At 34.8% G+C, this 25,367-nt stretch carries 23 protein-coding genes and 1 pseudogene; 9 read left to right on the top strand and 15 right to left on the bottom strand.

Translation table 11 applies throughout. The annotated features are described in order from the left end of the window. Nucleotides 1-98 precede the first annotated feature (98 nt). Complete coding sequence (locus tag AC3EMB_RS02580; protein WP_071730622.1) at nt 99-752, top strand: DUF1232 domain-containing protein; 654 nt, start codon at nt 99-101, stop codon at nt 750-752. 99 nt (nt 753-851) lie between these two features. Here AC3EMB_RS02580 and AC3EMB_RS02575 read toward each other — a convergent pair whose 3' ends face one another. The 3 genes and pseudogenes from AC3EMB_RS02575 to AC3EMB_RS02565 all read right to left on the bottom strand — a co-directional run bounded on the left by AC3EMB_RS02575 (nt 852) and on the right by AC3EMB_RS02565 (nt 3,991). Then, nucleotides 852-2,126 (bottom strand): acetylornithine deacetylase, encoded by a 1,275-nt coding sequence (locus tag AC3EMB_RS02575; protein WP_423098078.1) that lies wholly within the window; start codon nt 2,124-2,126, stop codon nt 852-854. 95 nt (nt 2,127-2,221) lie between these two features. Beyond that, a pseudogene (locus AC3EMB_RS02570) lies at nt 2,222-3,630 on the bottom strand (amino acid permease). A 106-nt stretch (nt 3,631-3,736) separates the two neighbouring features. Continuing rightward, complete coding sequence (locus tag AC3EMB_RS02565) at nt 3,737-3,991, bottom strand: biotin/lipoyl attachment domain-containing protein (RefSeq protein ID WP_000859489.1); 255 nt, start codon at nt 3,989-3,991, stop codon at nt 3,737-3,739. A gap of 293 nt (nt 3,992-4,284) precedes the next feature. Between AC3EMB_RS02565 and AC3EMB_RS02560 the strand changes: the two genes are divergently transcribed. Next, the gene (locus AC3EMB_RS02560) at nt 4,285-5,688 is read left to right on the top strand and encodes a sigma-54 interaction domain-containing protein (RefSeq protein WP_098679277.1); all 1,404 of its coding nucleotides are present in this window, start codon (nt 4,285-4,287) and stop codon (nt 5,686-5,688) included. Nucleotides 5,689-5,771: 83 nt separating this feature from the next. Then, nucleotides 5,772-5,975 (top strand): hypothetical protein, encoded by a 204-nt coding sequence (locus tag AC3EMB_RS02555; protein ID WP_089170366.1) that lies wholly within the window; start codon nt 5,772-5,774, stop codon nt 5,973-5,975. Nucleotides 5,976-6,019: 44 nt separating this feature from the next. Here AC3EMB_RS02555 and truA read toward each other — a convergent pair whose 3' ends face one another. The 6 genes from truA to AC3EMB_RS02525 form a co-directional block, all read right to left on the bottom strand. After that, nucleotides 6,020-6,757 (bottom strand): tRNA pseudouridine(38-40) synthase TruA, encoded by a 738-nt coding sequence (truA, locus tag AC3EMB_RS02550; RefSeq protein WP_095691456.1) that lies wholly within the window; start codon nt 6,755-6,757, stop codon nt 6,020-6,022. Nucleotides 6,758-6,813: 56 nt separating this feature from the next. Continuing rightward, the gene (gene rlmD / locus AC3EMB_RS02545; protein WP_089170364.1) at nt 6,814-8,193 is read right to left on the bottom strand and encodes a 23S rRNA (uracil(1939)-C(5))-methyltransferase RlmD; all 1,380 of its coding nucleotides are present in this window, start codon (nt 8,191-8,193) and stop codon (nt 6,814-6,816) included. A 10-nt stretch (nt 8,194-8,203) separates the two neighbouring features. Continuing rightward, nucleotides 8,204-9,067 carry a DNA-3-methyladenine glycosylase family protein gene (locus tag AC3EMB_RS02540; protein ID WP_000269416.1) on the bottom strand — a complete coding sequence of 288 codons (864 nt, stop codon included), beginning with the start codon at nt 9,065-9,067 and terminating at the stop codon, nt 8,204-8,206. Nucleotides 9,068-9,126: 59 nt separating this feature from the next. Beyond that, entirely contained in the window at nt 9,127-9,909 is a 783-nt protein-coding gene (gene pdaA, locus AC3EMB_RS02535; RefSeq protein WP_000875959.1) for a delta-lactam-biosynthetic de-N-acetylase, read from the bottom strand. Between the two features lie 125 nt (nt 9,910-10,034). After that, a complete protein-coding gene (fumA, locus tag AC3EMB_RS02530; RefSeq protein WP_000413530.1) occupies nt 10,035-11,555 on the bottom strand; it encodes a class I fumarate hydratase in 1,521 nt (506 codons plus the stop codon). Between the two features lie 206 nt (nt 11,556-11,761). Beyond that, nucleotides 11,762-11,944: an SE1561 family protein gene (locus AC3EMB_RS02525; protein WP_000513558.1), complete on the bottom strand. Its 183-nt coding sequence runs from the start codon at nt 11,942-11,944 to the stop codon at nt 11,762-11,764. Nucleotides 11,945-12,157: 213 nt separating this feature from the next. Between AC3EMB_RS02525 and yfkAB the strand changes: the two genes are divergently transcribed. Then, nucleotides 12,158-13,285: a radical SAM/CxCxxxxC motif protein YfkAB gene (gene yfkAB, locus AC3EMB_RS02520; protein WP_000156025.1), complete on the top strand. Its 1,128-nt coding sequence runs from the start codon at nt 12,158-12,160 to the stop codon at nt 13,283-13,285. A gap of 35 nt (nt 13,286-13,320) precedes the next feature. Here the strand turns inward: yfkAB and AC3EMB_RS02515 are convergent, their stop codons facing one another. Further along, complete coding sequence (locus AC3EMB_RS02515) at nt 13,321-14,118, bottom strand: YfkD famly protein (protein ID WP_002083605.1); 798 nt, start codon at nt 14,116-14,118, stop codon at nt 13,321-13,323. Between the two features lie 81 nt (nt 14,119-14,199). Continuing rightward, complete coding sequence (gene cax / locus AC3EMB_RS02510) at nt 14,200-15,255, bottom strand: calcium/proton exchanger (protein ID WP_000482133.1); 1,056 nt, start codon at nt 15,253-15,255, stop codon at nt 14,200-14,202. A gap of 179 nt (nt 15,256-15,434) precedes the next feature. Here cax and AC3EMB_RS02505 point away from each other — a divergent pair, with 179 nt between their 5' ends. The 3 genes from AC3EMB_RS02505 (at nt 15,435) to AC3EMB_RS02495 (ending at nt 16,790) form a co-directional block, all read left to right on the top strand. Further along, a complete protein-coding gene (locus tag AC3EMB_RS02505; protein WP_000550219.1) occupies nt 15,435-15,851 on the top strand; it encodes a pyridoxamine 5'-phosphate oxidase family protein in 417 nt (138 codons plus the stop codon). Between the two features lie 154 nt (nt 15,852-16,005). Then, nucleotides 16,006-16,152, top strand: a complete 147-nt coding sequence (locus tag AC3EMB_RS02500) for a BH0509 family protein (RefSeq protein ID WP_000817786.1) — start codon at nt 16,006-16,008, stop codon at nt 16,150-16,152. 209 nt (nt 16,153-16,361) lie between these two features. After that, the gene (locus AC3EMB_RS02495) at nt 16,362-16,790 is read left to right on the top strand and encodes an EamA family transporter (RefSeq protein WP_088024138.1); all 429 of its coding nucleotides are present in this window, start codon (nt 16,362-16,364) and stop codon (nt 16,788-16,790) included. 11 nt (nt 16,791-16,801) lie between these two features. Here the strand turns inward: AC3EMB_RS02495 and AC3EMB_RS02490 are convergent, their stop codons facing one another. Then, nucleotides 16,802-17,395 carry a DedA family protein gene (locus AC3EMB_RS02490; protein ID WP_000434876.1) on the bottom strand — a complete coding sequence of 198 codons (594 nt, stop codon included), beginning with the start codon at nt 17,393-17,395 and terminating at the stop codon, nt 16,802-16,804. A 475-nt stretch (nt 17,396-17,870) separates the two neighbouring features. Here AC3EMB_RS02490 and AC3EMB_RS02485 point away from each other — a divergent pair, with 475 nt between their 5' ends. Then, nucleotides 17,871-20,633, top strand: a complete 2,763-nt coding sequence (locus tag AC3EMB_RS02485; RefSeq protein ID WP_069354911.1) for a tetratricopeptide repeat protein — start codon at nt 17,871-17,873, stop codon at nt 20,631-20,633. 36 nt (nt 20,634-20,669) lie between these two features. Here AC3EMB_RS02485 and lepB read toward each other — a convergent pair whose 3' ends face one another. The 3 genes from lepB to AC3EMB_RS02470 form a co-directional block, all read right to left on the bottom strand. Beyond that, the gene (lepB, locus tag AC3EMB_RS02480) at nt 20,670-21,206 is read right to left on the bottom strand and encodes a signal peptidase I (RefSeq protein WP_000983310.1); all 537 of its coding nucleotides are present in this window, start codon (nt 21,204-21,206) and stop codon (nt 20,670-20,672) included. A gap of 177 nt (nt 21,207-21,383) precedes the next feature. Further along, nucleotides 21,384-22,064, bottom strand: coding sequence for a lysoplasmalogenase (locus AC3EMB_RS02475; RefSeq protein WP_001051080.1), 681 nt, complete (start codon nt 22,062-22,064; stop codon nt 21,384-21,386). A gap of 120 nt (nt 22,065-22,184) precedes the next feature. After that, a complete protein-coding gene (locus AC3EMB_RS02470) occupies nt 22,185-23,135 on the bottom strand; it encodes a DMT family transporter (RefSeq protein WP_000845702.1) in 951 nt (316 codons plus the stop codon). Nucleotides 23,136-23,406: 271 nt separating this feature from the next. Here AC3EMB_RS02470 and AC3EMB_RS02465 point away from each other — a divergent pair, with 271 nt between their 5' ends. Further along, a complete protein-coding gene (locus AC3EMB_RS02465; RefSeq protein WP_088024143.1) occupies nt 23,407-25,332 on the top strand; it encodes a heavy metal translocating P-type ATPase in 1,926 nt (641 codons plus the stop codon). Nucleotides 25,333-25,367 lie beyond the last annotated feature (35 nt).

Raw genomic sequence — 25,367 nt, 5'->3', positions numbered from 1 at the left:
CATATTATGAAAATGTTGAGCAACTGTGCCTGTCTGTTTCATATACTTGTAATAAATGCTCAACATTTTTTCAACACTAAAAAAGGAGTGCCTACACTATGGCTAATGAAAACCCGAATGATCGGCTTGGTAAATTAATAAAAAAACTTTTAAAAGAACGCGCCCTATCTATGCGCCAACTAGGAATACTTACAAATATTGATCCTGCAACAGTCTCAAGAATTATTAATGGCAAACAACCGCCAAAACAAAAACATCTACAAAAATTTGCAGAATGTCTTCAAGTTCCACCCCAATTGTTATTTGATGAAATGTACCCTGATTCTCCTCACATAAATAAAGAAAAAACGGATATGTACACATCTCTTGATACCATTCAGCAAACTTTACAATCCTCTAACTTATTCGATTTCGATTACACTACAACTCGCGTAAAACAAGAACTCGAAAATTACGAACGCTATGCCCAGACAACAGAAGGCGAAAATCGTATTCGTGACAGTTTCGCAAGCAAATTAGAGCAAATTGATAGTGCTGGTCCTTTTATTGAACAATTAACAGATATGTATCAACAATTTTGCAATGAAACCATTTCAAAAGAAGAACGTGCAGTTCTTGGGAGCGCATTACTTTATTTCATTTTATCGACAGATATTATTCCCGACTATCTCTTTCCAATTGGCTATTTAGATGATGCAATTGCCGTTGAATTAGTAAAAGAGAAATTACTTGAAATGAAACGAAAGACATAGCAAAATAAAGAACTATTTCAGTTGTTTATATTCAACTCTGAAATAGTTCACTAAAAAATCGTACAAGTATACATACTCGTACGATTTTACTATACAAATCTATTTTTTCGTGTGGCACCATTCATATATAAATGTTGTTATCACTTTTGTAAATTCAATTAACTGTTCAATTTCAACTTTCTCATTTACAGAATGTGCTTCTTCTAATGTACCTGGTCCATATATAATCGCTGGAATGTGAAACTCACTAAACCAACCGCCATCAGTTACCGTTGCAGACATATCTAAAATTGCATTTTTTGATAGAATAGACTCGTGTACTGAGCTAAGTTTTTTTACAGCTTTATGTTCACTATCTATTTCTAATGAAGGGAAAATTTCCCCACGATCTACAATCATTGATTCTCCGCCCCACTTAAATTGTGGCGGATTTTCACTTAACCATGGATCGGCAGCTGCCACCCTTCCAATATACTCTTCAATTTCGTTTATTATTTGTTCATGTGTTTCATTCGGATAGAAGTGCACTGTTATCCACAATCGGCACTCATCCGCAATAAACGCCGCATGCCTTCCTCCCTCAATAACAGCTGGATTAATTGTTGTTGTTCCAGATGGATAGCCTTCATATGTTTTCATAACTGCCCAGTGGCGCTCTAATTCTTGTAAGCTTTGTACAATTTTCATCATTTTTTCAATCGCACTCGCTCCAAATAAACGTCCTCCAGCATGGATCATTTGTCTGCGCGTTGCATCATGAAATGTTTGTGGACTTTTCACTGTAATCCATCCAGTAATGACACCGCCTTGTCCTTGCATATGTAAATCGCTCGTATCCACTACTACTGCAAAATCAGCATCGTAACCCCTTTTGCAGCATTGAAGTGTACCTGCTTCTCCAACTTCTTCTCCAATTACCGATTGAAAAGTTAAATCTCCAGGTAATTCAATACCAGCTTCTTGTAAAAGTTGAATGGCAAATAGCGCTCCAGCCAGCCCACCTTTCATATCTGCTGCGCCACGTCCAACTAACCAGCCATCTTTTATAAATGGATCAAATGGATTTGTTTCCCATGCCTCATCTGCTGACACTTCGGCTACATCCATATGTCCATTAATAATAAGACTTTTATATGAGTCACTTTTTATCCCTTTTTTTACCCCAACAACATTCGGATCATTCGGATATACATCCCATTTATCAATACTAAAATTTCGTTTTCTTAAAAACTCTGCAACAAATTCTTGTGCTTCATTTGTATTTCTCGCTGGCGGTGCTGGTGTTTCAAAACGAATTAATGTTTTTGTAAGTTCTAACAATTCCTCTTTCCTTGAATCTATTTGTTTTAACAACTGCGAAACTTCTGGATTCATCGCTAATTCCCCTTTGCATACATAGTATGTTTTCAGCTTTATTTTCACAAAAAAAGAGACTGTTTACAATTTTACAGTCTCCTAATTAATCACTATTATAAACTCTCTACTTCCGTTGTATTTGTCTTTTCAATATGCTCTACATTACTTCCCTTATTTCTTGTAGCACGATAAAACAGTAAGCAAACAATCATAAATGGAATACCACAATACAATGCCATTCTTTGTTCTGGAATAAAGGCCATGCCAACGATTACTGTTAAATTTAATACTAACGCAAGAAGTGGTACAAATGGATACAATGGTGTTTTAAATTTCAAGTCCTTAACATCCCCGCCCCGCTTCATGTATGACCTTCTAGCTAATAAATTTGATAAAGCAATAGATGCCCAAACTAGTATCGCTCCGAATCCAGCGATAGAAAGCAGCCATAAATAAACTGTATCTTCCGCATAAATACCTGATAGTAGTGAGAGACACCCTACAATTGTGCTTACAATTAATGCATAAATAGGAACACCGTTTTTAGATAACTTTCCAAAAATCGGACTAATCATTCCTTGATTAGACATAGACCATAACATACGCGAAGTTGCATATAATCCTGAATTCGCAACGGATAGTACTGCTGTAATAATAACGAAATTTATAATATCTGCTGCATAAGGAATACCAATTTTATCAAATACAACTACGAATGGACTTTCTATTACTCCTGCTTGCTGCCAAGGGAATAGTCCAGCAAGAATAAAAATAGATAGTACAAAGAAAACAAGTATACGCCAAACTGTATTGTTAATTGCCTTCGGGATCGTTTTCTCTGGATTTTCACTCTCACCTGCTGCAATACCAACTAATTCTGTTCCTTGGAAAGAAAAATTAACTGCAATCATTGTAATTAAAATGGCTGATAATCCATTTGGAAACAATCCACCATAATCAGTAAAGCTAGAGAACATTGGCGCTGGTTCATTTCCTTTCATATCTAGAAAACCAAACATTGCTGCCCCGCCCAAAATAATAAATGCAATAATTGTAATTACTTTAATACTTGCAAACCAAAATTCCACTTCCGCAAAACTTCTTGAAGATAACGCATTAATAGCAAAGAGCAGTACCGCGAACACTACACACCAAATCCATGACGGTACATCAGGAAACCAACGTTTCATCAAAATACTAACTGCAATTAATTCAATGCCTATCGTAGCAGACCAGTTTAACCACGACATCCATCCCCTGCAGGGGAAATATGCTTTGTCGCATACGTTTGATAAGACCCTGCGTCAGGCATCGCAACCGCTAATTCTCCAAGACAGAGCATCGTTAAATACATTACAAATCCACCGACAAGATAGGCTACAATTGCTCCTCCAGGCCCAGCTTCATGAATCGTATAACCTGATCCTAAAAAAAGTCCTGTACCAATAACTCCACCGAGTGCAATCATAAATATGTGCCTGCTTTTCAATTCTCTTTTTAATCCTTGGTTTTGATCCATCATATAAATCCCCCCTTTTCACTTTGCCAATCCATTTAATGTAAGCGTTTTTAAAATTATTCACCGTAAAAATAATGATTTAAAAGAGCAAAAATACACATCACTTACATTAATCACTGCCTGTTACTAAAAGGTCATCCCTTACTGTTATTAATAACTTTTGATCAGCAATAGCTTGTCCTTCTACTACTTCTAATGATTCAATATAACCACTGATTCCTATCTTAATTTCTACTTTCTGTTTATCTATCGTTTCAATTAACGCTAATTTCTCCCACTCGTATACGTAAGAACTTTCCGTAACAAATAACTTCTCTACTTTTCCATAACAAGGACTATACACACCTTCTATAACTGTCTTCACTTTATAAATCCCTCCCTCTTATTAATTGACACCGAAACGTTGTATATCCTGTAAAAATTCATATTCTCCCCTCTAGAGATTTCAAATATTATTTATGCAAAATGCGTACCAAGTCTCTAATTCATATATTAAATGAGAGTTTTACACAAAAAAGCGTGCACAACCGCAAAATTTTTCTATCATTTGAAAAGTTTTAAAAGGAAAATAGCAAAAAAATTTTGCGGTTTTATAAGAATTTTAATAAAATTATAAAAAGTCAGTCTTCATAGGGTGAAATGAGGAGAAGATAATCTATGCGTACAGAAGACATTAATTTTAAACAGATCATTGAAATGAACATGCTATATGAAACTTTACTCAATGAACTCGATATCGGGATTCATATTATTAATGAGGAAAGTAAAACGATTATCTATAACCGCAAAATGATGGAAATTGAATCAATGGAACGCTCAGATGTATTATATAAAAGTCCTTTAGAAATATTTGCATTTGAAGAAAATAAAAATAGTACTCTTATAGAGGCATTAAAATTAGGAAAAACAAACAAAAATATAAAACAAACGTATTTTAACAATAAAGGACAAGAAATTACAACGATTAACGATACTTTCCCTATAATAGAAAATGGAAAAATTAAAGGCGCTATTGAAATATCAAAAGAAATTAGTAACTTAAAGCAAACAATAAGAATGGGCCCTTCTCGAAAACAAAGTACTAAATTTACCTTTGATCACATAATTGGTGATTCTGAAGCTATTCAATCAATCATTACTGAAGGAAAAAGAGTAATTCGTACATCTTCCTCCATACTTCTAATAGGAGAAACAGGCACTGGGAAAGAACTATTTGCACAAAGCATCCATAATGAAAGTCAGCGTTCAACAAAACCCTTTATTTCACAGAACTGTGCCGCTATACCTGATACACTCATGGAAAGCTTATTATTCGGTACAAACCGAGGTGCATTTACAGGAGCTATCGATAAAGCTGGTTTATTTGAAGAAGCGAACGGAGGAACTTTGTTATTAGATGAAATCAACTCATTAAGTCCAGCACTTCAAGCGAAGTTACTACGAGCTATACAAGAAAAAACAATACGAAGAATCGGAGGCACACACGAAAAAGAAATTGATGTTCGTATTATAGCAACTATCAATGAAGATCCTTTCGAAGCCATCGCACATAATCGATTAAGAGAAGACTTATATTACCGATTAAGCGTCGTTACTTTATGTCTTCCGCCTTTACGTGAAAGAAAAGAAGATATTCTAGCTCTTGTTCAGCACTTTATTGAAAAATATAATACTCAATTCGGGCTAAACGTAACCGATGTAGATGTAAATGTAAGAGAATTTTTCTATGCATACGATTGGCCTGGGAACGTACGGGAGTTAGAACATATAATTGAAGGTTCCATGAACTTAATAGAAGATGAAACCATCATTACAGCGTTTCATATGCCTACTCGCTTCCGTGAACGAATAAAAACAGAATTCAATATGCAACATGCACTAACTAATCACAATACTGATGCACCAAAAACTTTAAAACACACAATAGAAAAAATGGAAAAGAACTACATTAACCAAATTCTTAAAGAGAATCATGGCAACATCTCACAAGCTGCAAAATTTTTAGGATTAAGTAGGCAAAACTTACAATATCGAATTAAAAAACTGCATTTACACATATGAAATGAACATGTCTCCAAGTGTAAAAACAACTTGGTAAAATATGTTATAATAAACATATAACATGCTAGAAAGGGGCTATATATATGAGTGATGATAAAAAATTAAAGTTATTACAATACTTATACTTTTTCCCTGCCATGCTCTGTATGATGTTATTCATTAATGCCGATGTAAGCAGCTCTCCTTATGCAAAGCTATTAGGAACAATTTTTGGCTCCTTTGCAGCTATTATGCTTGCTGCTTTTTGGAATTTGAAGCTACGTATAAAAAACGAGAAATCTTCGTAATACTAAAAAAATCGAGCTACTTAGCCCGATTTTTTTATTTGCCATTAAAACTCAACATTCTCTAAATACAACCCACTTGCCTCAGCAAGACAATTAATTTGATTGCGCTGCTTTTCCTCTAAAATGTTTGGAATTGCTTCAGCATCTAATTGTCCTAATCCAACTTCAATTAATGCCCCAACAATTTTTCTTACCATGTTATGAAGGAAGCCGTTACCACTTACTCTAATTTGTACAAACCCTGCCTCTTCCATCACATCAAGTGTATATACTTCTCGAACCATAGATTTTTTCTTTGATTTCGCATTTGAAAAAGCAGTAAAATCATGTGAACCAACTAAATGTTTCGCAGCTGCTTTCATGCTTTCCACATTTAATTTTTTATTCACATGCATGCTGTATTTACGCATAAATGGATTTGTATGCTCTTCATTCCAAATTTTATACAGATATGTTTTTGCTTTAGAGTTGTAACGAGCATGGAAGCGATCATGTACTTCTTCCACATTCGTAATGCTAATATCGTTAGGTAAATATTGATTTAAATATTTTTTCACTTTATGTTCCACTAACTTCTCATCACTTTGAAAGTTAGCAACTTGATTCAAAGCATGTACACCAGCGTCTGTTCTACTACAACCGATAATTTCAATTTCTTTTCCGACCATTTCAGATATGACACTTTCAATTTTCCCTTGAATCGTATTATCATTATTACCGAGACGTTGCCATCCTTTAAAACGTGCACCATCGTACTGAATCGTTAATTTATAATTATGCATAATATTCTCCTTCATAGAAAATATTCCCTCATACCATGAGGGAATATTAATAAACTTTACTTTCTAACAAGCTTCACTACATTTTCTACGTGAGCTGTATGCGGGAACATATCAACTGGTTGCACATACTCCACTTCATAGCTCTTCATTAATGCTTGTACATCACGTGCTAATGAAGAAGGATTACAAGACACATACACAACTTGTTTCGGCTTCACTTTTAAAATTGTTTCCAGTAATTTATCATCGCAACCTGTACGTGGTGGATCGACAACAATTACATCTGGACGCCATCCTTCTTTTACCCATTTCGGTAACCATTGTTCAGCTTTACCTGCTTCATATTTCGTATTTGTAAATCCGTGACGCTTCGCATTTTTCCTTGCATCTGCAATCGCTTCTGGAATTACATCCATACCACGTACTTCCGCTGCATCGTTCGCAAGCCAAAGTCCGATTGTACCAACACCACAATACGCATCTACAATTTTCTCATCGCCTGTTAACGCAGCTGCTTTTTTCGCTTCATCATATAAAACAACTGTTTGTTCTGGATTCAATTGGAAGAATGCACGTGCTGATAATTCAAATGATAAATCGCCAAGTGTTTCTTGAATTACTTCTTTTCCAGCTAATTTAAATGTTTTGTCTCCAAAAATAACAGATGTTTTACGCCAGTTTACATTTTGCATAATTGATTTAACCGCTGGCATCTGTTTTTGTACTTCTGCAACAAATTGTTCTTTATTTGGTAATTCTTCTTTTGTTGTAATAAGTGTAACTTGTACTTCCCCTGTTTGAACTGCAGTACGTGTTACAATTGTGCGTACTAAACCTTTTTGTTTTTTCTCATTGTAAATAGAAACATTTAATTTTTCTAAAATACGTCTTACAACTTTTGTCGCTTCATTCGTTGCTTTATGTTGAATCATACAATGAGCAATATCAATTAACTGATGTGAGTTTTGTTTATATAGCCCTGTAATAACCTTTTCGTCTTTACGCCCCACTTGTAATTGACTCTTATTACGGTAATGCCATGGATTTTCCATGCCAAGCGTTGGACGAATTTTCTCTTCCATACTGTTTTTCATGTACTTCTCAAATGCTTGTACAACGATATCACGCTTTTGATTCAATTGTTCTTTATAATCTAAATGTTGCAGCTGACAACCGCCACACTCCTCATATACTGGACACGGTGCTTTCACACGATGCGGTGAAGCTTTACGAACTTTTTTCACTTTCGCTTCAGCGAAGCCACGCTGAATTTTCGTTGTTTCTGCAACAACTTCTTCTCCTGGTAATGCCCCTGGAATGAAAACAACTTGTCTCTTAAAATAACCAACGCCTTCTCCGTTAATCCCAAGACGTTTAATTGTCACAGGAAACGTTTGACCAACTTCCAACTTACTCTCATGTTGCTTTTGTATCATTATTACACCTCTACTCTATACTTTTCCATAAATATAACGCTGCATAACTGCAGTATGGTTCACACTCTTGTTTCACTTTTTCTAAAAATACATCATCAGGTTTATCATCTAATTGAAATATACCTTGCACTGCACGCTGAATCCCAATGTCCGCTTTCGGGAACATATTTTTCCGTCCAAGCCCAAACATTAAAAAGTTTTGCACTGTCCATGCACCAATTCCCCTAATTGGCAACAATTGTGCTGAAACTTCTTCTTCCGTCTCATTTTCTATACTCGCTAAATTTAATGTACCACTGACAATACTTCGACCTAATCCTACTATATATTCAGCCTTTCGCTGACTAAACTTCTGCTCTCTCAATTCTTCTATTGAAATATTTGCTACTATTTCCGGAGTGGGGAAAAAGAATACACCGTTCTTCTCTGTTCCATACCGTTTCACAAATTGTTCTGTTAACACAGTAGCAAATTTCAAATTTATTTGTTGGTGAATGATACAGCGAAGAAGACAAGCAAAATAATCAAATTCTAAAATAATTGGAGTATAAGCATATGTTTCAAATAGTGGACGTAATGATGTGTTTAAAAAATGATTTTGTATATCTTGAAACGGTTCATTCCAATGAAAAATGGCCCTCATTCGTTTCATAACTTTCTCCGGATTTCCTGTCTGACTAGAAATCCAAAACTGTGGATTTTGAACAGTACCAATCCCTTGCAAGCGAACAATAACCTGTTCCTCGTCTATACAAAGCGGGATATAAATGACTTTCTCATCTAATTGAATGACGTTAAGAGGATCAAAAGATAAACGTTTTAATACTTCTTCAAAATGATACGGATACTCTAACGTAACATGTTCGCTCCACATACGTTTCCCCATCCTTTTTACACATCATTATAGCATGAGAAAACCGTAAGCATACATGCTTACGGTTGATTGCTTTTTACTAAGTCATCTAGACTTTTAAAATGATACCCTTTCTCGCGCAAATCATCAATGATTTTCGCAAGTGCTTCTGCATTATCTTTTGATATTGCATGAAGTAATAAAATAGATCCTGGGTGAATCATCGTCATAACATTATTATGCGCATATTGCCATCCTCTTTGCTGATCCACTTTCCAATCCAAAAATGCAAGTGACCAAAATACATTATAGTAGCCCATTTCTTTCGTAAGAGCTAACGTTCTTTCACTAAATACGCCGCGCGGAGGACGTACATATTTCACTTCTTTTTGCCCAGTTACTTTTTTAATTTCTTCCGTTACACTCGTCAATTCTTCACGAAGCTTCTCATCATTTACCGCTGTAAAATCAGGATGACTCCAAGAATGATTTCCAATAATGTGTCCTTCATTCTTCATTCTTAACAATAAATCTTTTTGTGTTTTAATGTAATGCCCCGTTACAAAAAAAGTTGCTGGTACTTTTTTCTCTTTTAATACATCTAAGATTTTCCCTGTGTATCCATTCTCATATCCATTATCAAATGTTAAATAAATATCTTTTTTCTTCGTATCTCCTAAATAAAACCCGCCATTTTTTTGCAGTAAATCCGTATATAACTTTCCTGCATCTGGTACTGTTTCATTTTTAGGACGCGGGATTCCCCAGTTATGTGGAGTATTTGTATAAGCCAATGCCGAAACTGGAACAAGTGCCATCATAATTGAAAAAATGAGACCGATATATAACCATTTATATTTCATAAATAGTCTCCTTTCCATATATAATCGTACCTGTAGTTTCTGTTTCCTTACTTACTTTCATGCTGTGCATGTTTTTCTATATATACCAAAAAATGCATCTCGAAAGATTCGAGATGCATTTTTGTTTATTTAAATACCGGCTCTTTAAAGCTCGCTAATTTTTCAAGTGATGTTTTATCAACATCTGCATGTAAACTATTACCATGAGAGTCCATCGTTACAACTGCTTTAAAACCTTCAATGCGTAAATGCCACATTGCTTCTGGAATACCAAATTGTAAGAAATCAACATCTTTCACTTCTTTAATACATTCAGCATAATATTGCGCCGCACCGCCAATTGCGTTTAAGTACACGCCGCCGTGTTCTTCTAAAGCCGCTAATGTTTTCGCACCCATACCGCCTTTTCCAATAACAGCGCGAATACCAAATTTCTTCATAATATCGCCTTGGTACGGTTCTTCACGAATACTTGTCGTTGGACCCGCCGCTTTAATTTGCCAATTGTCATTGTCATCTTTCACAACAACTGGACCACAGTGGTAAATAATTTGTCCATTTAAATCTACTGGACAATCATTATCCATTAAATGCTTATGGATTGCGTCACGACCTGTATACATCATGCCATTAATTGTTACAACATCACCAACGCGAAGTCCACGAATTTGCTCTTCTGTAATTGGTGCTTGTAATACAATCTCACGTTGCTCTGTTTTTTCTTGTGCTTCATGCTGAAGTGTATCTTCACCTTCTTGATATAACCAATCCATAATTTCACCTGTTTCAGGATGGATTGTTACACCTAGGCGGCGATATGCCCAGCAATTATACGCCACAGATACGTAGAAGCTAGCCGGCAGGCGGTTATACACGCCAATTTTACAGCCCAGTAAAGTTGTTTCTCCACCAAATCCCATTGTACCAATGCCAAGCTTATTCGCATTTTCTAATACGTACTCTTCAAGTTGTTGTAACTCTGGTACTGGATTGACATCATCTAATGTACGGAATAATTGATTTTTTGCTAATTCATAACCTGATGTGCGGTCTCCCCCGATACCAACACCAATTACACCAGCACTACATCCTTGACCTTGTGCCTGGTATACTGCATGAAGAAGGCATTTACGAATTCCTTCTAAATCACGGCCAGCTCGTCCAAGTCCTTCTAGTTCACACGGTAAGCTATATTGAATATTTTTATTCTCACAGCCACCACCTTTTAGGATTAAACGTGCATCAATATAATCTTTTTCCCATTGTTCAAACTTAATAACCGGTGTACCTGGTCCTAAATTATTTCCACTATTGTCTCCAAAAAGAGAGTCAACAGAATTTGGACGAAGTTTACCATCTTTTGTCGCCCGCTCAAGCGCATTATAGATAGCTTCCTTCAACTTTAATTGATTCACACCAACTGGTGTATAAATTTTAAACGTTGGCATCCCTGTATCTTGGCAAATCGGTGAGATGTTATCATCAGCCATTTTAATATTATTTGTAATTGTGCCAAGTGCCATCGCAGAACGAGTCCCTGCATTTTCTCGCTCTTTCGCTTGTTGAATTGCACGACGAACATCTTTCGGTAAGTTCGTTGACGTTTCAACAATTAGTTGATACATGCTTTCTTGAAGCTTTTCCATTGTTACTTCCCCCTCAATTGTGAACGCTACCAAAACGTTATGAGCTGAAAATTCCATTGTTATGCTCTTTAGCTTTTTATTTGTTTCACGCTATTAAAGCATAAATGAAATTTTTCACAACTTGATTATACCTCTTTTTCTATCGTCCTTCTATTATCCGCACAGAAAAAGGCTACCAAATTGGAATTGGCAGCCTTTTTAATATATTATTCGTCTTTTTTAAATTGCTCACATTTTAATTCTAATTCATCTAACATTGCAAGAAGACGATCTACATCTTCTAATTCTACTTCTTCAGGTTCAATTGTATCAATTACTTCAATGAACATATTTAAACGCTCTTTTAAATATACTAATTGTGTATCTTTATCTTGAATTGCTTTTCCCATGAAGGCACTCTCCTTTTAATTCGAGTTGCTTTTATTATACCGCAAAAATGATTGCTATGGGCATGAAATTTCATCAATTTTGTCACAGTCATCCACTATAATGTAAGCCCTCTCTCTTTTCACGCTAAAAAGTTTCACTTTATAAAAAGCACATATTCTTCTATTATAGAGAATGGACAAATTGTTATTTCAATAGTCAAAGGAGTATTTCATATGACGATATCACAAAAAATGAAGCCGATTACTCCTTCTTACGATCCATGGGAAGCGTATATGGACCTTGAAGAGTACGGCAAACTACTATTAACAAATGTTGAATTTACAACGACGACGTTATGCAATATGCGCTGTGAGCATTGCGCTGTTGGTTACACGTTACAGCCGAAAGACCCAAATCCGCTTCCGATGGATCTTTTATTAAAACGATTAGATGAGATTCCTCATTTACGTTCTTTAAGTATTACTGGCGGAGAACCTATGCTTTCAAAAAAATCCGTCGACAACTATGTAACACCACTCTTAAAATACGCCCATGAACGAGGCGTTCGCACTCAAATCAACTCTAACTTAACTATAGATTTAGCACGTTACGAACAAATTATTCCTTATTTAGACGTGTTGCATATCTCTCATAACTGGGGAACAATTGATGACTTCGTTGAAGGCGGATTTGCAATGATGGAGCGTAAACCTACTTACGAACAACGTGCAAAATTATTCGAAAGAATGATTACAAATAGTAAGGCTCTATCAGATGCAGGTGTACTTGTATCGGCCGAAACAATGTTAAACAAAAGAACTCTACCACATATTGAACATATTCACCGTCAAATCGTCGAAGAGATGGGCTGTAAACGTCATGAAGTTCACCCAATGTATCCAAGTGACTTCGCGAGTAATCTAGAGATTTTAACAAAAGCTGAAATTCGTAATGCAATTGAGCATTTACTAGAAATTCGCGATGAAAATGTATGGATGTTATTTGGAACGTTACCTTTCTATGCTTGTAGCGATGACGAGCGAGACATTGCCACATTTAAAAAATTACAAGAGAGCAAAAATGTCACTGTTCGTAATGATCCAGATGGCCGTTCTCGTTTAAATGTAAATATTTTCGATGGAAATATTATTGTGACGGACTTTGGTGATGTTCCACTTCTAGGAAACATACAAACAAACACATTACAAGAAGCATATGACAAATGGAGTGCTTCAAAAACAGCAAAATCATTAAGCTGTCACTGTCCTGCAGTAAAATGTCTTGGACCAAATGTTCTTGTAAAAAACAGCTACTATCCGACAGAAGATTTCTTATCAAAAACAGCAAACATTACATTATAAAAAAACGTCAGCTTATAAGCTGACGTTTTTTTATGTTATTGCGAGTGGGAAGAAGAAATGAATTTAAAAAATAAATGATCATGAATTGGAATCGCCGCTCCAATTCCTTGAGAAGTAATATTTTTCACAACAAGTCTTTTTTGATTTCCCTTTAATACAAGATACACTTCTCCAAATGTTACTTTTCCCTTTTCATTTACTGCTGGTGTATAAGCGTATAAATATCCGAGTTGACTCGGACTAATATTATACACACGCTCATGTCCAGTACCATAACCAATAGTTGTTTTAAACGAAAGGGGCAATTGTACTTTTTCAAGCGCTTTGAGAAGCATCATTTTTTTCACATCTGCAGCATCTTTCATATCTGCTGTTAAATCGCCTTCAACCGTCTTTTGTGTTTCTTGCTTATAGCGAAGTGGATATAAACGGTCTCCTCCGCGATTATCATACACATTTCGATTCACTTGTTTATATTCCCAATTAATCGATGTGTCTACTGATTCATAATGTAAAGCCCATTGACCTAAATAAATTTTTGCCCGGTACCCTACTGCAAGCGGCGCATTTGAAATTGTCGTTTCATTAAACATCCGAATTAAGTCTGGATTTTCAATTTTAATATTAGCTGTTTTCAATAGTTCTTGAGCAAACTTACTTGGCTGTAAACGTGGCAAATCTTGCGCATCATTTGGAAATGTATTGTCTTTTGAAATATTTAAAACAGATGAAGGCATTTTTGTTCCTACTGTTGTCTTTGCAAAACTCATGTTAGGAAATAATAAAATAAACGAGACCATAGTTGAAAGACATATGCTGTATACTCGTTTCACCTGTCTGGCTCCTTCCTATGTAAAGGTATATATACTACTTTGTTTATTGTTTTCTCTGAGCACAATTGTTATGCCTATTTTTCATAATAAATAAAAACCAATTCCCATAATGACATACGCCGCTAGTAAAGTGCCGCCTTCAAACCAGTTTGTATCTCCATCATTTGAAATCGCAATCGTTAAGAAAACAGCTGTAATCATAGATACAAGTTCTGGTATGGTAAATACTAAAGGCATCCTCTGCGCGAAGAACATAGATAGCAATACTAGTACAGGAGCAACAAACATGGCGATTTGTAATGTAGAACCTATTGCAATTTCGACTGCAATATTTACTTTATTTTTATAAGCCATAATAATTGCAGATGCATGTTCCGCTGCATTTCCAACAATTGCAACGATAATAACCCCTATAAATAATTCTGACCAACCAAATGATTTTGCAACAGTTTCAAAAGTATGCACGAGCGCCTCTGACACATAAGCTACTGCCAGTGTTGCTATCGCTAAAATAAGGAGTGCTTTCCCTTTCGACCACTCTGGCTCTTCTTCATGCGCTACTTCGTCACTTTTATGTTGATATACACCACGGTGCGTAACTAACTTAAATAGTAATGCAGCAAGGTACATGATAATCATAATAATAGAAACACCTATACTTAATTGATACGTCTTGCCAGCGTCCATCTTCATTGAAAAGATCTCTGGAATAACAAAGGCTACGACAACAGCAAATATTAATAAAGCTGAATTATGCCTTGCATCGTAAACGTTAAAGCTTTGCCTTTTATATTTAAGTCCACCTACAAAGAAGGATAATCCTCCTACTAATAATAAATTTCCAAGTACAGAACCCGTTAAAGAAGCTAACACCACTTCAATTAACCCTGCTTGAAGTGCAAAAATTGAAATGATAAGTTCAACTGCATTACCGAAAGTAGCATTTAATAATCCGCCTATTCTAGGACCAGATACAATTGCTAAACTCTCTGTTGCTCTCCCCATAAAACCAGCTAACGCGATAATCGTAATACAATACACAGCGAACATAATTGTTTCTGGCCAATGAAGTGTTTTTCCAAGTACAGATAGTGGTACACCTATAAGTGCTACTATAAGAAATATTTTATTAAACATGCTTTTCACCCTTCCATCGTATGTATTTCTCCTCAATATTATTATTATTCTTCTCCTAACTTGTCCGATTTCATCACAATTACGTTTAAAAAATCGGATTGAAGAAAACAGTATGAAAGATATTTAAATTATCTTGTTTAAACAGACAGAATTATAAATTGTGAAAAGGGGTTAAAATTATGCACTTAAAAGAAAAAATCGCAACTATTATTCAAGGTCAACGTACCGGTGTATTATCTACAGTACGAAATGAGAAACCTCATAGCGCCTTTATGATGTTTTTCCATGAAGATTTTGTACTGTACGTTGCAACAGATCGACAATCAAAAAAGATAACAGATATTGAAAACAATCCTAATGTCCATGTATTACTCGGACGAGAAGGAAAAAAATTAGATGAAGATTATATTGAAGTTGAAGGGTTAGCTTCAATCGAGGAAGACTCGACATTAAAAAACAAGTTTTGGAATAATAGCTTAAAACGTTGGTTACTCGGTCCTGAAGACCCTAATTACGTATTGATAAAAATCAATCCCGACACAATTTATTACATCGATGGTGCCGGTACGACGGAGCCTGAGTTTTTACGACTATAAAATAAAACAAGCCCCCCTTAGGTGGGCTTGTTTTGTCGAAAAGTTCTTTTGAAAAAAACAATAAAATAGGTGGAACTTTCTAAAGATTCTGTTATATAATAGCAGTAACTTAAATAAACTGTATTAAAACAGATTGAGAGGAGAAATAAAATTGATGAAGAGAGAAGAACGCAAAAACATGATTGAGTTTATTGAAAAGAAAAAAGGGATTGAGCGTGACGAATTACTGTTTATGACAGACGATGAAGTAGAACATATTTATAATGTAACGTACTTTTTATATGAGGAAATTGCAGAGTAGTATAATAATCCCCACCTTATTAAAAATATAAGGTGGGGATTATTTCGTTATTTAGCCCACTATTTGCGGGCAGTCAAACTCCCACCTTAAAATTCAGGTGGAACAAGAAGTTAAGTTGAAGTCGTGCTTCCTATAAACCTCAATTGCTTCAACTTTATACATGAGAATCATTTTCATGTATAATACTGTAAGATTGGAGGGATTTTACTATGAGTTCGTGGCTCTTGTTTGCACTATTATCAGCAATTGCTGCTGCCCTTGTATCGATTTTTGGAAAGTTTGGTTTAGACGGAATCGATGCAAACGTTGCAACAACAATTCGATCTATTATTATGGCATTATTTATGATAGGCGTTATTATAATACAAGGTAAATTTCAAAATATCGGCGACGTACTGCTAAATAAAAAAGCACTGCTATTTATCACATTAAGTGGGATTGCAGGTGCTTCGTCATGGCTATTTTATTTTCTTGCCCTCAAAACAGGAAAGGTTTCACAAGTAGCTCCTGTCGATAAATTAAGCGTCGTATTTGCTATCATTCTCGCTATGATTATACTCGGTGAAAAGTTAAACTTTATGACCGGCGTTGGTGTAGTCTTTATTACAGCTGGTGTATTATTTATTGCTTTCAGCTAAAAAAGCCGCTATTAGCGGTTTTTCTTTTTCTTTATATAAAACCATACAACACATGTAACAACTGCTGAAATTAATAAAATCCATATTCCATAATGATGTAAACTATACTCAACGAAGCGCCACTTCTCGCCTAACTTCCAGCCAAGCCCAATAAAAACACTTATCCAAATGAGCGCACCACCGTAAGCGTACAAACAAAAACGCCAAAGTGTCAAATTTGATACCCCAGCAAAATATGCTGTTAAATGACGTACTCCCGGTATAAAATAACCAATCATTAAAAGAAATGGCCCATATTTTTCAAATAAAATATGTGTTTTTTCAATGTGATGTTCTTTAATTCTAATTTTCGGCCCATATTTCTTTAAAACAGGGAGCCCAAGTTTTAAACCTAATATGTAGCTTAACGTAATCCCTAACATCGCACCAGCCATCCCACTTAAAAAAGCAGCGGTTCCTGACATAACTCCTTTTGAAACATTATAACCAACAAAGGTCAATAAAAACTCGTCTGGTATCGGTAATCCGACAATCCCACCAGCCAAGGCTATAACAATTCCAAAATAGCCATAATGCGCGATTAACTCGCCAATATGTTGTTCCATTCGGAAGACACATCCTATGCACGATCGTTATTCCACATTGTACCCTTTCTATCTTTAAGGCAAACATGGTATACATATTCACTATACATTGTTTTTATAATGAACTCTACTTCTATTCTTTCCTTTAACAGAGATAAAGTGAAACTTTAATCAGTGGGAGTTTTGTAATTATTAACCTATGCCAATCTTGCTTCTACAGACATCCCGACTCCCACATAACTCACTTACATTCACTAATTTTGAGATTAGATTCTTACTGCCTGCAAATGTCCTGATAAAAAATAAAAATTCATATGCGTGTTTTTTTGTTACAATAAAGGAAAGTTACTTTTCGCAACGGTTTAACTCTCAAGAAAAATGATATATCTAGCAAAAACATAGTTTGGTCTATATAATACAACTTCTACCTATTAAAAGAACATGAACCCTTTTACATACAACATCATTTTTCTAAATTATACAGGGGGGAACGAACATGACCATTGAAAATCAATTTATTCAAAAAGTTTACTATAAAACATTTTTAACAGAAGAAACTTCTACTCCTGCATCGGAAGTACTCGGTGAAGCATATATAAATGAATCTAAAAATGAATTCTCCAACATTTCTAATATTCGATTTGCTCAAGGTGAATTTTATTATCAAAATAAAGATTTTGAAGCAGCTATATTTAAATGGGAAAAAGTTAATAATACTCTTGCACTTTGGGCAACAAAAAATATTGCAGATGCTTATTTTGAACTAGGATTCCTACCAAAGGCAGAAGAAATTTATCAATCTATTCAAACAGAAGATACAACTCTTACGATGGAAGTTTCATTACAACTTCTTTCTCTTTATATCGAACAAGATCGTTTAGGACTTGCTTTTAAGACGATTAGTGAAGCTGTTGCATTCCAACCGGATTACCCAAATATTACTGCAATTGCACGTTCTTTCTATGAAAAACAAGAAGATTGGAACAACGCTATCGAACTAGCTGTTCAAGAAGGTATTCGAACACAATCTTTACACTGGTTTGATACATTAATAAATTACATAAACAAAGGATTTACTAAAAATATTAAGCCTGAATATTTCTATGAGTCTTTAAAAGCTCTATATGCTGTTGATCAAGCTCAATTTAAAGAACTTGTTATTGCTCTTTGGAATAGCTACCAACATGAATCCTTATACCTTCCTTGGATTCAAAGTATTAATCATTTATTCTTGCATATTGAAACAGACAATAATGACGATTGGAATGAAATTTCTACTCGCTATCAAGAAACATACTTTGCATTAATTACCGGAAATCATTTTATGCATGAATTAAACGGACTTGTACCAAATCTATTAACAAATTGGTTCAGTTTAACGAAAGCAAAAGATTCTCTAGTTGTCTCTGCAGCAGTATTAGCATGGAATGAAGTCTCACCTACAACCTTAGAATCATTACTCGTAAAAAGTGCTGGATCCTTACTTTCTAATACATCAGCTGAAGCAGATGTAAATATGGAAATAGTTTCTCATTTATTCGAAACAATCGCTGTATGGGCTGAGAAAAATGATGTAGATTTAAGTCATCAATTTACGCTACTCGTCCATGAGCTATGTGATTTAAATGTCACACCACTACTAATAGCTGGAACTAGTGACCATGATAAAACATCATTTGTTAATTCAATATTAGGAGAGAACATCTTAACTGAAACTTTAACAACTCCTATTCTATTTAAAGACGCTAGTCAAACTGAAATAACAGAATTTACCGAGTTAGATATCAGAAATATCTCTAACCTTGATGAATTCCACCAAATAGCGGCTACATCTGCTCAGTCAGAACTTGAGAAAAAATGTATAGAAATTAAGCTACCAAGTAGATTTTTAAGAAAAAATAAGTTTACATTTCTTATTACACCATCCATTCAAGGACAATTGGATAAAAACAATGCATACTTTGAATACTTACAAGCAGCAGATAGCCTTGTTTACGTATTAAATTCTTCTTCACCATTGCATAGTGAAGAAATTGATACGTTAATTTATTTACGTGAACAAGTACCAAACTTACAAATTCACTTCGTATTACACACAAATAATACGACTACTAATGAAAAACTAATTAGTAAACTTAAAGTACATTTTCCAGATGCACAATTCTTCCCATACTCTCCTTCGCAAGAGAGTAGTCAGCAACTTGGAGATGTAACAGAATCTATTCTCTCTAATCTTGCAAAACGCAATATAGAAAAAGAACGTATAGAAAAGCTAATATGGTTTACGCAAAAGACAATTGCTTATCTCATAAATGAACGTGTGGAATTAGAAAATACATTAGTAAAATCCGTACGCTGGAATAAACACATCTCAGTGAAACTTACTGGATTTATTAATAACCTTACTGCTCTTGAAAAAGATAAAATTCGCTCTATTACCGAATCCTATCTTTTAACGAAAGAAGAAATTACACGAGATATACATTCTCAAATTCCTGAATTATTACAGAGCTGCTCTGATCTTGTTCAAGAAGATAGTGATTTCAAACTAGTTCATGAAGAATTAAATGCTGCAATGAATGAACGAGTTCAAAAGCATGTACAACAGGTACTTCTTCCTAAATTTACTGGGTCTATTCAAGAATGGATTGAAACAGCACATAATGAATTTATTCAAGCTCAAGCTTATTTAGATGAAATGAGTGAAACGTTTAATAAATTATATAAAGAAGAACGTATGAAACTTCCTTGCGATTTCAAATTATTAGATGATTGGAATCGAGATGTTGTACGAATGACAAATCGAATTACAGTAACGAACATCAATATTTTATTACGCTTTACACCAACACAGTTTTTCTTAAAAAGTGCCGGAAAATTATTTGGTAATATGCAAAAAAACCAATCTATGCTCGCCAACAAATATAAACAATATATTGAAACAGAAGACTATACAGAAATTGCTCACACAATTTCAAAACAATTCTTCCTACAATTTGAAGTATTTGAAGGTGCATTAGAACGTGATATCATGATGTTCTTTAAAGATCCACTTAGCATATTGAAACAAAATGTGGATGCAGCTCAACTTGAGATAAAGGAAGACGAGCAAACATTAGCAACGCTAAGAAGCAATCCAGAAACATATCATGATCCTTTGGCGTTATTTAAACTACAATTGCTACAACATAAATTCGTTTTAAGTACTACAAAGAAACATGAAGATATGTTTGTATCTAACGAATCTCCTACTGTTTAACAAAAAAACCAAGCAAACTAAAATTTGCTTGGTTTTTTACTTTATTATTTTCATATGTTCAAACGGATAATAAATGCCTGCTAACTTTCCTAATACATCTTCTCTATCAATAAAACCTAAACCATTTCTACTATCTTTACTTATTAAGCGATTATCTCCCATAACAAAAATCTTATTTTTAGGAACTGTAATCGGTCCAAAGTCCTCTGTTAAATTCATAAGTTTTTTTTCTGCTTGTTTTTTATTACTATCCAAATACTCTTCATCTTTCACTTCAGAATTTACATATAATTGATCATTTCTCATCTCAATTATATCTCCAGATAATCCAATCACTCTTTTGACATAAAAATTATCTGTTTTCACAACAATAATGTCTTCTCTCCCATAGCTTTCAAATTGTTTTGCTAACTTATTAACAATTACCTTATCTCCATCTTGCAACGTTGGCCTCATAGATGCTCCTTTTACAGTCGTAGGGAAAAACACAAAAATTTTCGCCAAAAACACCAATAAACATGCAATTGCAATAGTTCCAAAGAATTCACGCCAACGTTTTTTCTTTTGCATCATTTCACCATCTCATCATCTTTTTACTTTTATTATAAATAATACAACCGATATTTTTCTACAAAATTCTGAATTATAAAATTATAATATTAGAAATTTCAAAATGGTAATACTGATCAAATTAAACAAGCAAAAAAGATACTCTCAAAATAGTCTATTCACTATTTTGAGAGTATCTTTTTATAATCCCACATATACAATACACATTTGAGCAGCTACATATGTAAACCAAATCCAAAGTGGCTCATACTTCAATTTACGCCCTCCGATATCTGTCACGCCAATAATAAAATCAGAAATCACAAACAGTAAACCACCAAACGCTGGTATCCACCATATTCCTGTATTTTCATAATATAAGGCGAATGCAAAGCAAGCCATTCCTCCAACCCACAATCCGTAAATTAGAGCTCCTATCGTAAACAATTTATCCTGTTTATCATTTCGGATAAAGAAGAACCATCCTACAATTAGAAAGAGCCCATATACGAGTAAGCCAATCCAAAAACCATTCCACGAAATTCCTGTTTGCAAAAATGCTTTTACATAAAAACAATGAGCAAGAGCGAAAGTAACCATCCCACCAATTAACCTGTGACCAATTGGAATCAGCCCAGCCATAAACAAATCTCCCACAGTCGATAAAGTCATACCAAGTGCAACCCACGTACTATACTCTACAGATGGATCTTGTAACCATATCCAAATTGCACTACCTGTTAAAGAAAAACTAAGAATAAGACGGATTGCTAAAGGTAACGGCATATTATCTTTCGTTCTTTTTGTCTGCCGCATTGCATAAATTGCACCAATTAAAAAAAGAAGTATTTGCCCAATTAACACCACGTAAAGTAGATTCATAATATGTTCTCCTCAATAAATGCTTTTTGTATCTTTTTTCGTTACACTTAGTCTATTATCCTTTTTCTATAAAAAAAGAAGAACAGTACTGTTCTTCCATTGTAATCGCTTTTCTGCTTTCTATGCTACTTGTTTTTCTTTCTCTATTTTTTGCTTAGCTGGCGTCCGATTTACCACAATAATTCCCGCGGCTACACATGCTAAACCGAGTAACACAAATGAATGAATTGCTTCACCTAAAATCATGCTCGATAATAACACACCAAATACGGGTATAAAGAACATATACATAGATACTTTTCCAACCTTATTGTACTTCATAATTGTATTCCAAATGCAAAAACCAGCTGCAGATAAGAAAGATAAATAAATCAGCATAAGTAGTGCATGTAGACTAAATGTAAATGGCATTACTCCAACTTGTAAAGCCCCTATACATAATAATCCTATAGAACCAAACATCATTTGGTATGCTGTCATATAGCCAACATCTAACGTTTTACTCCCTTCTTTCGCTAATATGTTTCCATATGAATACAGCATTGCTGCACTAAGAAGTAATAAGCTTCCGATTCCAAAATGAAATGATAAGCTACCATCACTCGGCATATTTACTAAAACGACGCCACAAAAGCCAATCGATACGCCAATTATTTTTCTCATATTGAGGGCATCATCTTTATATAAAAAATGGGCGAGTAAAATTTGAAAGAATGATGATGTCCCTGAAATGATAGCTCCTTCAATTCCCGAACTATAACTCATTCCAATATAAAAACAGATATATTGAAGAAACGTTTGGAATAAACCAATTTGTATTAACTGTTTCCCCGTTCCTTTTTTGAAGCTCATATCTTTTCCTAACACTTTAAAGAATAATAAGAGCATGAATCCAGATAAAAAGAAACGATAACCGGCAAATAATATTTGCTCTCCAACTTCTTGTGGTTGAATTCCAAGTTCAACATAACTTAATTTAATAAAAGGAAATGCGCTTCCCCATAAAAAAGTTGCTACTATTGCAGCAATAAATACGCCAATCGGATGGGTAAAAAATTTCTCTGTCTTCACTTGTTGTCTTCCTTTCCGACCTTTTTATGAACAATATTCATATATACCAAAGGAATTGCGAAAACACAAGTTTTCCGTTTATACTTGAAACAAAACCGTACCATCTCATAAAAACATATGATATACTATAGAATAATTACAACATAAGAACGATTAAAAACAGATTCAACAGAAATGCTGCTATCCATTATGGATGGCAGCTTTCGTCGTTTTATAGGGGTTTCGATTTTGATTATTTTTCTCAATAAGAATTCGGAAGGAGCGAGTAGTAATGAACTCAGAAGTAAAAACGTTACACGCAAAAGAAACAATTTCTCATCCCTCTTTATGGGACACATTAAAAAAACATTATGAACTTGTATTTGCAGTAGCATCTGGTATTTTTATTTTAGTTGGTTGGTTATTTACAAAGAACGATGCAATGAATGTAGGTATTACTTGCTATATCCTTGCTTATATAGTTGGTGGATATGCAAAAGCTAAAGAAGGCATTGAAGATACGATTGAAGAAAAAGAGCTAAATGTTGAAATGCTAATGCTCTTTGCAGCTATCGGTGCTGCAATTATTGGCTACTGGGCAGAAGGGGCTATTTTAATCTTCATCTTTGCACTCAGCGGTGCTATGGAATCTTATACGTTAAGTAAGAGCCAAAAAGAAATTTCCGCTCTTCTTGACTTACAACCTGAAGAAGCATTACGTATTTCCACCGGAACTGAGGAACGTGTTCCTGTTGGAGAGTTACAAATTAACGACATTATTTTAATTAAACCCGGTGAACGTGTTCCTGCTGACGGTACGATTCATAACGGTGAAACAAATATCGATGAGGCAGCAATCACAGGAGAACCTATTCCAAATGAGAAAAGACATGGCGATGAAGTATTTGCCGGTACTGTAAATTTACGTGGTGCTATCGAAGTTAAAATTACGAAGCCGAGCGATCAAACATTATTCCAAAAGATTATCCGTCTCGTTCAAAGTGCACAAAGTGAAAAATCACCATCACAACTATTCATCGAAAAGTTTGAAGGAACATACGTAAAAGGTGTACTACTCGTTGTTGCGCTTATGATGTTCGTTCCTCATTTCTTACTTGACTGGAGCTGGAATGAAACGTTTTATCGCGCTATGATCTTACTTGTAGTCGCATCTCCTTGTGCGCTCGTAGCTGCCATTACACCAGCTACGTTATCAGCCATTTCTAACGGAGCGAGAAACGGTATTCTCTTTAAAGGCGGTATACATTTAGAACGCCTTGCTTCTGTGAAAGCAATCGCGTTTGATAAAACAGGAACATTAACAGAAGGTAAACCTACCGTAACAGATGTATATGTTCGAGAAAATATAACAGAAAAAGAAGTACTTTCTATTACAGCATCAATTGAAAGTCACTCTACACATCCTTTAGCTGAATCCATTGTTAAATATGCACAACATGCGTACGACATTACTTTAAAAAAACCAGAAAAGGTTGAAGATGTAACTGGTTTTGGTCTAAAAGGAATATTGGAAAACAACGCTTATAAAATAGGTAAAGCTGATTTTATCGGTGAAGAAACAAAGACATTTCATAATGGTATTTCTGCCTCACTTGAAAAAGAAGGTAAAACTGTCGTTTATATTAGTGATGAGGGAGGCATTCTTGGACTTATCGCTTTAAAAGATACGCTTCGCCAAGAAACAATAGCTGCTATTCGTGATTTACAAAGCATTGGTGTCGAAGCAATTATGATTACTGGAGATAATGAAGAAACGGCAAAAGCAATTGCCTCTGAAAGTAATATAAAGGAATATTACGCATCATGCTTACCAGAAACAAAAGTTGAAACGATTAAAAAGTTAAAAGAAAAATACGGTACAGTAGCAATGGTCGGAGACGGTATAAATGATGCACCTGCACTAGCTACTGCTAGCATTGGTGTCGCAATGGGAGAAGGAACAGATGTAGCTTTAGAAACTGCAGATGTTGTACTGATGAAGAACGAACTATCTCGCCTTTCCCAAGCAATTCGTTTATCAAAACGAATGAACCGTATTGTGAAGCAAAACGTAATCTTTTCGCTAGTCGTTATTGCCATGCTAATTTGTTCAAACTTCTTGCAATTTTTAGCTCTTCCATTCGGTGTTATTGGCCATGAAGGAAGTACGATTCTTGTCATTTTGAATGGCTTACGATTACTAAAAGGAAGCAAATAAAACGGGTCCCTCATAGAGGACCCGTTTTTTTTAGT

This window comes from Bacillus sp. LQ16 (assembly GCF_057784645.1).
This window is presented reverse-complemented; position numbering and strand designations above follow the sequence as displayed.